Below are 11726 nucleotides of genomic sequence, written 5' to 3'. Positions count from 1 at the left end.
ATAATAATGAAAGGATAAAACTAAATTTAAAAGGAATGAGCCCGATACAATATCGAGCTCATTATTATAAAAATTAATTATAAATTTGTCTAAACTTTTGGGTGCAGTCTACAGTGGCTTCGGGAGAATTTGGGATTTCAAATTATTTTAATTTAAAGAAAATTTAGATTTTCTTCATTTGTTCTTTCATCATAGAGATTTGCTCTTTTAGCATGCCCTGTTTGTCTAATTTCTTAGCTTCGTTAAGTAAGTTTGTCGCTTCTAGTTTTCTGCGGCGTGACATCGCTACTCCGGCAAGGTTCAATTTGGCTACAGCCAGATCCATATCCATTGATAGTCCCAGTTCGATTGCTTTTTTGAAATGTTTCTCAGCCTGGTTAATGTTGGTTTGAGATAACATGATGCCTTGCAGATAATTTAAATATCCTTGTTGTTTTCTTACTAATGCGCCTTCTGGATTTTTAATGTATGATAGCCATTTTTTAGCGCCTTCAAAATCTTGTTTTCTTAATTTAAGGAAGGCTAAAAGGATAAATTCGTTTTTGAAATAAAGAAAAACTGGAATAGCAGTCAATAATATAAGGAAGATTCCGTTTCCGATATTACTTTCTGTAAATTGCCAGATGCCAGCAACTACAAGAAGTGCGGCCAAAATAAGTTTAATATTTTTGTGAAACATAATTAATGTAAATTTGTGGGTGCAAAGATAGTAAAATCAATTAAAAATATTTTTATAAAAGTGCTTGCCAGAAAAAAAAGTCTTTGTATATTTGCACTCGGTTTTTGAACAACGATATCCAAAACCAATAAAGAGTTAATTAGATACCATTTTTAAAGATACAAAGCAATGAGCAAAAGAACATTTCAACCATCGAAAAGAAAAAGAAGAAATAAGCACGGATTTATGGACAGAATGGCTTCTGCGAATGGAAGAAAAGTTCTAGCGCGTAGAAGAGCAAAAGGAAGACATAAATTAACTGTTTCTAGCGAACCTAGACACAAAAAATAATGTTTGTATAAACATACATAAGGCGATTACTTTTTTAGTATCGCCTTTTTTTATACCTTGTCGGTAAAAAATCTCTCAACTTTCTAGTTTATAATGCACTAGAAAAGTTTTTTTAAATCGTAAACAACTACACAATACATACAAAATGCCTAAAGACACATCAATAAAATCCGTTTTAATTATAGGTTCAGGACCTATCGTTATTGGCCAAGCTTGCGAATTTGACTATGCAGGATCTCAATCTGCGCGTTCTATTCGTGAAGAAGGAATTGAAGTTATCTTGATAAACTCAAATCCAGCGACTATTATGACCGACCCTTCTATGGCCGATCATATTTATTTGAAACCATTAACTACAAAATCGATTATTGAAATTCTTAAGGAACATCCACAAATTGATGCTGTTTTACCAACAATGGGAGGACAAACGGCCTTGAACTTGTGTTTGGAAGCTGAAGAAAAAGGAATCTGGCAGGATTTCGGAGTAAGATTGATCGGTGTTGATGTTAACGCCATTAATATTACAGAAGACAGAGAGCAGTTTAAACAGCTTTTAGAAAAAATCAATGTGCCAACTGCACCTGCCAAAACAGCTACTTCTTACTTAGAAGGAAAAGAAATTGCGCAGGAATTTGGTTTCCCACTTGTAATTCGTCCTTCGTTTACATTGGGAGGAACTGGAGCAGCTGTGGTGTACAAAAAAGAAGATTTTGATGAGCTTTTAACTCGTGGACTTGAAGCTTCTCCAATTCACGAAGTTTTGATTGATAAAGCTTTAATGGGCTGGAAAGAATACGAACTAGAGCTTTTAAGAGATAAAAATGACAACGTTGTTATTATCTGTTCGATCGAAAATATGGATCCAATGGGAATTCATACTGGAGATTCGATTACAGTAGCACCAGCAATGACATTATCTGATACCACTTTCCAAAAATTACGTGACTACGCTATTTTAATGATGCGTAGTATCGGAAACTTTGCAGGAGGTTGTAACGTACAATTTGCAGTTTCGCCAGACGAAAAAGAAGATATCGTAGCGATTGAGATTAACCCTCGTGTATCTCGTTCTTCTGCTTTAGCATCAAAAGCTACAGGTTACCCAATTGCTAAAATCGCTTCGAAATTGGCTTTAGGATATAACTTAGATGAATTGCAAAACCAAATTACAAAATCGACTTCGGCTCTTTTTGAACCGACTTTAGATTATGTAATCGTAAAAATACCACGTTGGAACTTCGACAAATTTGAAGGTTCAGACAGAACTTTAGGTCTTCAGATGAAATCTGTAGGTGAGGTTATGGGAATCGGACGTTCTTTTCAAGAAGCGCTTCACAAAGCAACTCAATCTTTAGAAATTAAAAGAAATGGTTTAGGAGCTGACGGAAAAGGATATAAAGATTACGAGCAGATTATCGAGAAACTGACTTACGCAAGCTGGGATCGCGTTTTTGTAATCTACGATGCCATCGCAATGGGAATTCCGTTGAGTACAATCCACGAAATTACAAGAATCGATATGTGGTTCTTGAAACAATATGAGGAGCTTTATACTTTAGAAAAAGAAATTTCGAACTATAAAGTGACAGATCTTCCAAAAGAATTATTGCTAGAAGCAAAACAAAAAGGTTTTGCAGACAGACAATTGGCGCACATGATGAATTGTTTAGAAAGTGAAGTGCACACTTTACGTATGGAACAAAAAATCAACCGTGTGTTTAAATTGGTAGATACTTGTGCAGCTGAGTTTAAAGCGCAGACTCCTTATTACTACTCAACTTTTGAAGCTGAAATCGAAAAAGCCAACGGAGAGCGTTTTGTAGACAACGAAAGCATTGTAACAGACAAAAAGAAAGTAATTGTTTTAGGTTCTGGACCAAACAGAATTGGGCAAGGAATCGAGTTTGATTACTCTTGTGTACACGGAGTTTTAGCAGCAAAAGAATGCGGATACGAAACGATCATGATTAACTGTAATCCTGAAACGGTTTCAACTGACTTTGATACGGCTGATAAATTATACTTCGAACCGGTTTTCTGGGAACATATTTATGATATCATCCAACACGAAAAACCAGAAGGTGTTATCGTTCAGCTAGGCGGACAAACAGCTTTGAAATTGGCTGATAAATTGTCTAAATACGGAGTGAAAATCATCGGAACTAGTTTTGACGCGCTTGACTTGGCAGAAGACAGAGGACGTTTCTCTGACTTGTTGACGGAGTTAAATATTCCTTTCCCAAGATTCGGAATTGCAGAAACAGCTGACGAAGCTTCAAAATTAGCAGATACATTAGATTTTCCACTTTTAATTCGTCCTTCTTATGTATTAGGAGGTCAGGGAATGAAAATTGTAATCAACAAAAAAGAATTAGAAGAGCACGTAATCGATTTGTTGAAAGCTATTCCAGGAAACAAATTATTACTAGATCACTACCTAGCTGGAGCAATCGAAGCTGAGGCTGATGCCATTTGTGATGCTGATGGAAATGTTTACATCATCGGAATTATGGAGCACATCGAGCCTTGTGGAGTTCACTCCGGAGATAGTAACGCGACATTGCCTCCTTTTAACTTAGGAGAATTTGTAATGCAGCAAATTAAAGATCATACACATAAAATTGCTAGAGCTTTAAAAACGGTTGGTTTAATCAATATCCAGTTTGCGATTAAAGACGATACGGTTTACATTATCGAGGCAAATCCTAGAGCATCGAGAACGGTTCCGTTCATTGCAAAAGCTTACGGAGAGCCTTATGTAAACTACGCTACAAAAGTAATGTTAGGCCACAATAAAGTAACCGATTTTGATTTCAATCCGCAATTAAACGGATACGCAATTAAACAACCAGTTTTCTCTTTCAGCAAATTCCCGAATGTAAACAAAGCGTTAGGGCCAGAAATGAAATCGACTGGAGAAAGCATCTTATTTATTGATGACTTAAAAGACGATCAATTCTACGAATTGTATTCTAGAAGAAAAATGTATTTGAGTAAATAAGCTCTCAGATTCTATTAAAAAAGAAAGCTCCAATGAAAATTGGAGCTTTCTTTTTTAATAATGTTTTTATCAAATATTTTTACCTATTGAGGTAAGGCTGCTGTTCTCAATCTAAATGTTATTTATATTTTTATAATATTGAAGGTTTTGTTCATGTCGCTCAACCCCAGGATAGTCGGCTATTAGTTTTTCTGTACACTTTTGGCCTTCTTCAAAAAAAAGAAGATAATAGGCATGAACACTTATAATTTCGACAGGGCCATTTCCATTGGCATAACTATCAATAAATAAGATGTCGTCTTTTGTATCATTTAGTTTAAGTGCTAGCGATGCATACATATAGGCTCTGGCATGATCATTTTTTTTATGATAAAAAAGAGCCAATTGATAAATAGGCTCAGCCCGCCATGGGCGCTCTTCAAAAGCTTGCAATAAAATATCTTCGGCCTCATTTATAGCATCTAAGTTTAATAAGCACAAACCCCATTTGTATTTTGCAAACCAACGTTCTTCGCTCCAGCCATTTGCCTCATATCTGGCTTGATAATATTGCTTTGCGGCGGTATAATTACCTATATCAAAATAAGAATTGGCTAGATAAAACAGGTATCTTTGGTTTCCCGGTTCTTGCTCCAAAGCTTCGGTTAAAAGTTTGATATCCCTTTCATATTTATCGGTTTTAGCTCCTCCATCTCCAATGTCAAAAATTTGTAAGGAATCTAAAATAGTACTCGCGATCCCTTTTGTTTCTAAATATTCATGTGTTGGACAAACATATTTCATTTCTACATCTGCACGAACAAGACGAGTATTATAATATTCCAGTCCACCCGCAGTAAATTGTTTTATTCTATAAGAGGGACAGTTTAGCGGGCTTTTAAAAAATGACGAATCTACTTTAAGCTGCATATCAGCATCTAAAAAAAGTAAATACCAATCTTTTAGTAGATTATCGTTTTCAATTATAAATTCTTTTGCATGGAATATTGCATTTGTTCTGTTTGTTCCAAAATTCACCCAAGAATCTTTGACGACTCTATGAGGAATATTTTTAGAACTGGCCCAGTTTTCTATAATTGCAATTGTTTGATCTGTAGAACCTGTGTCACAAATTAGTAAGGCATCAATAATGTCTGTTACGGAGTCAAGAAGTCTGGTTATGATTTTCCCTTCATTTTTAACGATCATGTTCAATAAAATTTGTGCCATGTTTAAAAAGTATAAAAAGTTATAAACGCGTATTACATATGAAAAAGGATCTGTTTTAATTGAGTTTTTGAATTATAAAACCTTGAAAATGTTCTTGTTATGTAAATATAGTAAAAAAAGTATAAAATGTTTTTGTGCTTAAAATAAGACAGATTTCTATTTTAGTATACAATTTTAATCTTTTAAAAACCTTAAAAAAGAAGGAAATAAGCTTCAAAATGATAATTTATTTATTGATATTTGTAAGATTATTATTCAAATACTTTTATTATGATAAATCGATACAAAATGAGATTGTTAGGAGCTTTATGTCTTGTAATCTTTTCAGTAAGTTGCTCTATAGATCATAATAAAGAAATGGAGGAAAAAGGAAACAATGAAGAACAATATAATGAAGAAATAAATCTGCTTAAAAATTATCTTTCTCTAAGTATGCAGATTGATACAAAAAAAATCATATATGATTCAAGGACAGGGAATTTTATCATTGACGGAGATGTATTGATGCCGTTAGAAGAGGCTAGAGATCATTATAATCATGCGGGTTCCATTATTGGTAAAGTGAATCAAAGAGGCGATAATCATGTTGTATCTCCACCAGTTGCAAAAATTTATGTTTCTCCAGAAGTTTCAGCAGAATGGCGAAAGGCATTGGAAGAAGCAATAAAGCACTGGAATACTATAAATGCAAGTATTTCAATGAGTGTTGTCAGCGAATTATCTTCTTCAAACATGAATGTGAGATATAGCAATTATGACGAAAATTCAAAAATAAGAGCCTATGCCGCTTCTCCAAACTATTTAGGCCAGCCGGGAAAATTTATATCCATCAATCCTTATTATAATTATCTGCTTCCTGATGTAAAAGTAGAAGTGATGGTGCACGAACTGGGACATAATTTTGGACTCAATCACACGAACGAAAAAGCTGGCCCTCAAATACCTTGTACGCCTTTGGATGATGAAACCTCTGTTATGCAGACGTATAGCATTAAAGCTTGGAAAGGATTTACTTATTATGATGTTGTGGCAATAAGTACTTTATATCCTATGGCTGTAGGGACGAAGAAAATATATCGGTTTAAAAAAAATCAATCTTATTTTTACACTACTAATCCATGCGAAATAGATCCGCAATATAGCGGTTATGTTTTTGATGGAGATGCGGGATATGTCTATTCTTCTCCATTGCCGGGAACTGTTCCATTGTATCGATCTGTTAACGGATCATCTGTTAAAGACCATAAATTAAGTATTGAACAAACTTCTGTTAACGATGTTGTTATAGGGTATCTTTATTCTTCGCAACATGCAGGAACTACGGCACTTTTTCGCTATGTTTCCAGTTATGAATATTTTCCTTCTGGTCAGCATTATCTTTTTACCACTGTTTTTGATGAAGAATATCCAATTTCGTTTCCAATAGGTTATGTTTACAATAATATCATTTATGATTACAAAAAAAATGATATAGAATTATAAAATGCTAGATTGTTAAAAAGGGTGTTTTTATAATAGCAAAAAAGCTCCGTAAAGGGAGCTTTCTTAAGTTTAAAAAGTAAGATATTATTTTTTTATTAATTGTTCTAAAGGCTTTAGCTGTTCCATATCAATTTTAGATTGCTGTAAAACAGACATTAAAGTCATAATATTATTCGGATTCATATCTTTTCCTAGAACGCGTACCACTGCAAAACCGTTTTCTTTTTTATTGGCAAAAATTACAAATTCGTTAATATGATCGTCGCTGCCTACATAACTTACAGAAGCGCCGTCTTTACCAGAGCCAATTTTCATTAGTTCCTGATATTTTGGATCTTTTAAAATAGCTTTTACTTTCGTTCTTTCTGTTTCAAATTGAGCCTGATTTTGGTCATTTGCTTTAAAAGCGATTATATTCATTTTTTCAAAAGAATTAACAGCTTCGGTTTGTTCGGCAGAAAGTTTTGTTTTTTCAAGATTCAAAATGCTCGGTGAAATATCCAATGCGATAAAATCTTTGTTTTCTGTGTTTTCAACAAAGTACTTTTGCAAAGTCGGTTCAGAATTACAGCTTGCCAAACTTAGCAAAGCCATAAGGGCTATGGAGAAGATTTTTGTTTTCATATTATTTTTTGCCTTTAGACGCTTTCTTTAAGTCAGAACCTCCAGGAAGCTGCATTTTGTCTGTTAAAACAGAAATTTCGTTGATGTCAAAATTACCAGTTAAAGATAATAAAACGGTATCATCATTTTTAGATCCTCCTTCTACATACATCAAAAGTTCTTTTATCTGAGTATCTGTAGTACCAGATTTTACCATTATTTTGACATTTTTACCGCTGTCATTAATACGCATTAGCTCTTCTAAACCTGCAGTTTTTACATATTTATCTGCAGTAGCTTTCATATCGGCTTCAATTTTAGGATTTTTAGTTGTAAATACTTTTAAATAATCCAGTTTTTTGATCAACTTAATATATTGCTGCGTTTCTTTATCAGAAGCATCTACTTTGACTTTACTCATTAAATCGAACATTTTTTTATTGACAATAACTGAGGTTACATCATCTTGCCCATCAAATTTATCAAAGGCATTTTGCGCATAAAAGAATTGCGTAACAAATGTAAATACTAGCGTTAAAATGAATGTTTTGCCCATATTGTTTTTTCTGTATTGTTGAATTGTTGATTTCATTTTTGATTGATTTTTATTGTTTAAAAATTTTGTTTTTTGATTTTTCATACTCGTTAATATATTGTACACTTTCTATGCCCACATTAACATTGCTTGATAATAATGCCAAAGCTTTTTGTGTTGCTTTTAGCGCTTTCTCAGGATCGTCATAAGTTCCTAGTTCGGTTTGCGAAGCCACTGCAGTGTTTGTTTTGTTGCTTTCGCTAACATAAAAATAGGTTCCAATTCCGAGCAAAATCACAGCCGAAGCCGCAATAGATAACCACGCCACATTTTGTTTCTTAGTTTGTAGTGGAATTTCTTGCGTCGATTTCTGTTCTTTTGCTTGAGAGAAATACCCAAACATAGGTTTGTACTGCTCCAAATGCTGCGCAACATTTGATGAAGAAAAGTATTCTTTTAATTGATTTTCTTCGGCAATGGTAGTTTCTCCCTGAAAGTATTTTTCTAATAGATTGTCTATATTATTTAGTTCCATAAAGGTGTGTATTTGTCATTGATTCTCTAATTTTTTTTCTCGCTCTAGAAAGGGCAACCCGTATTGCCGTTTCGTTCATATTGACAATTTTCGCTATTTCGTCAAATTCATATTGTTCTACGTCCCGAAGCTGTATTATCAACTGCATTTGTTCAGGCAGGTCATTTATAATTTTTTCAACCCATTCTAAAGTGTTTTCATCTTCCAGTCTTTTATCCAGTTGTGGCTGTCTATCAGTAAAATTATTATGAACAATCTGGAGATTGCTGGCTCTTTTTGATTTTAACTGATCCAGACAATAATTTTTGGTCATTGTCATAGCCAATGCTTCAACACTATTATAAGCGTCCAGACTTTCTTTTTTGTTCCATAACTTCACCATAACTTCCTGTGTGGCATCTTCAGCCTCTTCTGTACTGGTAAGCAATCTTTTTGCCAGACGAAAAACTTTGTCTTTAAAAGGATTAATTAGTTCTATAAATACAACTTGGTTCATTAATCGGTTGGTTATTGGTTGGTTTATATAGTCAAGACGAAGCGCAATTCTATTTGTTACAGCAAAAAACAAATATTTTTTTAATGTAAAAAAAATCACTGCTTTTTTTAAGGAGCTAAAGCTAAAGGTACTACATTTACAAAAATACCACTAAGATATTAATTGATATGAAAACACCTCTAAAGAGTATTCTCTTACTCCTTTTGTTTGCGTTTATTTTACAGTCTTGCGAAGATAATGATGACGCTGCATCTCCTGCAGATACACAAGTTAACAGTTTTATATGGAAAGGCTTAAATCAAGTTTATTTATGGCAGGCCGATGTTCCTAATTTAGCCGACACTAGATTTGCAACAGAAAATGATTTAAATAATTTTTTAAGAGGGTATTCTCAGCCCGAAGATTTGTTTGAAGATTTATTGTACAAGCCAGTAAGTAAATATCCTAATGATGCAATTGATCGTTTCAGTTGGATTGTAGACGATTATACAGTTCTTGAACAGGAATTAAGCGGTGTTACAAAAAATAATGGTGTCGATTTTAGATTAAGCCGCGTTGCTTCTGGATCAAATGATGTAGTGGGTTACGTGCGATACATTTTACCAAATTCTGATGCTTCTACCAAAGCAATTAAACGCGGCGATTTGTTTACGAGTGTAAATGGAGTGAAGCTTACCGTTTCTAATTATCAAGAATTATTATTAAATCAGGATAGTTATACGCTAAACTTGGCAGATTTTAATGAAAACGGATATGTTTTGAATGGAAGATCGGTTGCTTTAACCAAATCTGTTTTAGAAGAAAATCCTATTTTGATTAATAAAGTAATTACTTCTGGAAGCCATAAAATTGGTTATTTAATGTATAATGGGTTTTATCCGGGATATGATGACAAACTAAATCAAGCATTTGGCGAGTTGAAATCGCAGGGAGTAACAGATTTAGTTTTAGATCTTCGTTATAATGGAGGAGGAGCTATTACGTCTTCAATCAGACTTTCTAGTATGATTACGGGGCAGTTTGATAATCAGGTTTTTGCTAAAACACAATTTAACACAAAACTGATGAAAGACTTTACGGCCGATGATTTAGAAGATTTGAATTACAGGTTTGTTAATAATATTGATGGTAAAGTGCTGAACAGTTTAAATTTAAGTACCGTTTATATCCTTACTACAGAGAGTACAGCTTCTGCGAGCGAACTGGTTATTAATGGATTAAAGCCTTATATTAATGTAGTTCAGATTGGAGAAACAACTACTGGTAAAAATGTGGGTTCGTATACGATTTATGATTCTGAGACGCTTTTTACTAAAAAAGGAATAAATCCAAATCATAAATATGCAATGCAGCCTTTGATTTTAAAAATTTCAAATTCTGCAGGTTTTGGAGATTATACTCAAGGTTTGCAGCCTACTTATCAGCAAACAGAATATATAGATACTTTTGGTGTTTTAGGAGAAGCTTCTGAGCCTTTGCTTAATTTGGCTATTTCAAAAATTACAGGATCTGCAGCCAAAAGAACTCTTAATTCTGGACCAGAACTTCCTTATTTGACAGATTCGAAAATACTTAACGGATTAAGACACGGAATGTATTTTCAAACCGCTCCTCCGGTAAATGGTTTAAAATAAAATAAAATTCCAATATTCAAATTCCAAATTCCAAATTCCAAATTCCAATTTTACATTCATCCAATTTTTGGAATTTGGAATTTGAATATTGGAGTTTAAACTTGGATTTTATTGAAAAATAGAAAGGGCTTTCAGAAATGAAAGCCCTTTTCGTAAAAAAACAAAAACTATTCTAAGGATAAAATTAATCGTTAAAGTAGAACCCATTTGCACCTACACCTACAGTTAATTCTTTTTGCAGAACTCCTGATAGATTGTAGATATAAGCTTTACTATCTTTATTAAATGCTGCATCAGCAATATAAATACGGTTGTTTTCTACTGCAAAACCGTAAATATTAGTAGCTGGTGTATTTACAATTGCTGTAGTAGAAGGAGTTGTTGCATTGATGTCCATAGCATAAACAGCACTTCCAGCAGTATAATAAATTTTATTGTCTTCAATATCCATACCGCGCGTTCCAGCTAAACTTTCTGGGAATGGTATTCTAGAGACAGATTTATCTGATATTTTTACTTTTACAATTTCTCCTGATCCTGTATAAGGAGCTTTTAGAATAAATAATGTGCCATTTTCTTCTTCGATAGAATCTCCTCTAAGACCAATTTCAACTGTTTCAACTGCTTTTGTAGCAATGTTTACAATCAATAATTTAGTACTGCTGTTAGGTTCTGTAATGTATAATTTGCCATCTTCTAAGATTAATCTGTTTGCAGTTGCATTTAGGTCAATTTTAGATTCTACAGTATTAGTAGCCAAATTGATTACAGCAACATAATCATCAGTATCTCCAGTTTCAGGATTGATATAAGAATAGGTATTTGCATTTGTTACATACGCTTTTCCATCTTTTGTAACACCATATCTAGGATTTGCAAGACCAGAATCAATCTTTGCGATTAACTTAAACGTATAACGATTTACAACAGTAATTACATTTGATCCTCCCGCAATAATATAGGCTCTGTCTCCGTCAAAAAAGATATTCTGAACAAAATTCCCAAGTACATCAGATCCATTTTCTGCTTTATAAGCATCTTTTGTAAAAATGCTGAAATCATCACTAGAAAAGGATACCGTTCCAGCATCTGTAGATCCTTCATTTAAAATGAAAAAACCATTGGCGTAAGCACCTTTCGGAGAATCGTCATCATCGCTTGAACAAGAAACGAATAACGAAATGCTCAAAGCTATTAAAAGTAATTTACTAAATTTCATATA

General features: G+C 33.5%; 12 protein-coding genes. 5 read left to right on the top strand and 7 right to left on the bottom strand.

The features are described 5' to 3' along the window. Positions 1-77 (top strand): IS3 family transposase (locus EG814_RS21365; protein WP_164515286.1); only part of this gene is annotated, 77 nt, incomplete at its 5' end. Between the two features lie 86 nt (positions 78-163). On the opposite strand, the gene EG814_RS19065 is transcribed toward EG814_RS21365, so the two are convergent. Next, positions 164-679, bottom strand: coding sequence for a DUF2892 domain-containing protein (locus EG814_RS19065; RefSeq protein ID WP_125723466.1), 516 nt, complete (start codon positions 677-679; stop codon positions 164-166). Between the two features lie 168 nt (positions 680-847). Between EG814_RS19065 and rpmH the strand changes: the two genes are divergently transcribed. Continuing rightward, a complete protein-coding gene (gene rpmH / locus EG814_RS19060) occupies positions 848-1009 on the top strand; it encodes a 50S ribosomal protein L34 (protein ID WP_008464848.1) in 162 nt (53 codons plus the stop codon). Between the two features lie 145 nt (positions 1010-1154). Then, positions 1155-4010 carry a carbamoyl-phosphate synthase large subunit gene (gene carB, locus EG814_RS19055; RefSeq protein WP_125723465.1) on the top strand — a complete coding sequence of 952 codons (2856 nt, stop codon included), beginning with the start codon at positions 1155-1157 and terminating at the stop codon, positions 4008-4010. Between the two features lie 111 nt (positions 4011-4121). Here carB and EG814_RS19050 read toward each other — a convergent pair whose 3' ends face one another. Further along, the gene (locus EG814_RS19050) at positions 4122-5219 is read right to left on the bottom strand and encodes a glycosyltransferase (protein WP_125723464.1); all 1098 of its coding nucleotides are present in this window, start codon (positions 5217-5219) and stop codon (positions 4122-4124) included. A gap of 270 nt (positions 5220-5489) precedes the next feature. Here EG814_RS19050 and EG814_RS19045 point away from each other — a divergent pair, with 270 nt between their 5' ends. Continuing rightward, complete coding sequence (locus EG814_RS19045; protein ID WP_125723463.1) at positions 5490-6701, top strand: M57 family metalloprotease; 1212 nt, start codon at positions 5490-5492, stop codon at positions 6699-6701. Positions 6702-6785: 84 nt separating this feature from the next. Here the strand turns inward: EG814_RS19045 and EG814_RS19040 are convergent, their stop codons facing one another. From EG814_RS19040 to EG814_RS19025, 4 genes are read right to left on the bottom strand one after another with little or no spacing between them, the layout of a single operon-like run. Next, entirely contained in the window at positions 6786-7325 is a 540-nt protein-coding gene (locus EG814_RS19040) for a DUF4252 domain-containing protein (RefSeq protein WP_125723462.1), read from the bottom strand. A 1-nt stretch (position 7326) separates the two neighbouring features. Then, positions 7327-7896 (bottom strand): DUF4252 domain-containing protein, encoded by a 570-nt coding sequence (locus tag EG814_RS19035; protein WP_235831012.1) that lies wholly within the window; start codon positions 7894-7896, stop codon positions 7327-7329. Positions 7897-7909: 13 nt separating this feature from the next. Continuing rightward, on the bottom strand, positions 7910-8374 hold the full coding sequence (locus tag EG814_RS19030) for a hypothetical protein (protein ID WP_125723461.1): 465 nt from the start codon (positions 8372-8374) through the stop codon (positions 7910-7912). Continuing rightward, positions 8361-8870, bottom strand: coding sequence for an RNA polymerase sigma factor (locus EG814_RS19025; RefSeq protein WP_125723460.1), 510 nt, complete (start codon positions 8868-8870; stop codon positions 8361-8363). Before EG814_RS19025 ends, EG814_RS19030 begins: the two co-directional genes overlap by 14 nt. Positions 8871-9037: 167 nt before the next feature. Here EG814_RS19025 and EG814_RS19020 point away from each other — a divergent pair, with 167 nt between their 5' ends. Next, positions 9038-10504, top strand: a complete 1467-nt coding sequence (locus tag EG814_RS19020; RefSeq protein ID WP_125723459.1) for a S41 family peptidase — start codon at positions 9038-9040, stop codon at positions 10502-10504. Between the two features lie 184 nt (positions 10505-10688). Here EG814_RS19020 and EG814_RS19015 read toward each other — a convergent pair whose 3' ends face one another. After that, a complete protein-coding gene (locus EG814_RS19015; RefSeq protein ID WP_125723458.1) occupies positions 10689-11723 on the bottom strand; it encodes a YncE family protein in 1035 nt (344 codons plus the stop codon). Between the last annotated feature and the right edge of the window lie 3 nt (positions 11724-11726).

Source organism: Flavobacterium ustbae (assembly GCF_003946915.1).
GTDB lineage: Bacteria > Bacteroidota > Bacteroidia > Flavobacteriales > Flavobacteriaceae > Flavobacterium > Flavobacterium ustbae.
The sequence above is the reverse complement of the archived record's forward strand: the minus strand, read 5'-3'. Positions and strand labels throughout refer to the sequence as shown.

Excerpts from the sequence above, each read along its gene's own strand:
- EG814_RS19065 (WP_125723466.1), bottom strand. The coding sequence starts at position 679 with ATGTTTCACAAAAATATTAAACTTATTTTGGCCGCACTTCTTGTAGTT.
- rpmH (WP_008464848.1), top strand. The coding sequence starts at position 848 with ATGAGCAAAAGAACATTTCAACCATCGAAAAGAAAAAGAAGAAATAAG.
- carB (WP_125723465.1), top strand. The coding sequence starts at position 1,155 with ATGCCTAAAGACACATCAATAAAATCCGTTTTAATTATAGGTTCAGGA.
- EG814_RS19050 (WP_125723464.1), bottom strand. The coding sequence starts at position 5,219 with ATGGCACAAATTTTATTGAACATGATCGTTAAAAATGAAGGGAAAATC.
- EG814_RS19045 (WP_125723463.1), top strand. The coding sequence starts at position 5,490 with ATGATAAATCGATACAAAATGAGATTGTTAGGAGCTTTATGTCTTGTA.
- EG814_RS19040 (WP_125723462.1), bottom strand. The coding sequence starts at position 7,325 with ATGAAAACAAAAATCTTCTCCATAGCCCTTATGGCTTTGCTAAGTTTG.
- EG814_RS19035 (WP_235831012.1), bottom strand. The coding sequence starts at position 7,896 with ATGAAATCAACAATTCAACAATACAGAAAAAACAATATGGGCAAAACA.
- EG814_RS19030 (WP_125723461.1), bottom strand. The coding sequence starts at position 8,374 with ATGGAACTAAATAATATAGACAATCTATTAGAAAAATACTTTCAGGGA.
- EG814_RS19025 (WP_125723460.1), bottom strand. The coding sequence starts at position 8,870 with ATGAACCAAGTTGTATTTATAGAACTAATTAATCCTTTTAAAGACAAA.
- EG814_RS19020 (WP_125723459.1), top strand. The coding sequence starts at position 9,038 with ATGAAAACACCTCTAAAGAGTATTCTCTTACTCCTTTTGTTTGCGTTT.
- EG814_RS19015 (WP_125723458.1), bottom strand. The coding sequence starts at position 11,723 with ATGAAATTTAGTAAATTACTTTTAATAGCTTTGAGCATTTCGTTATTC.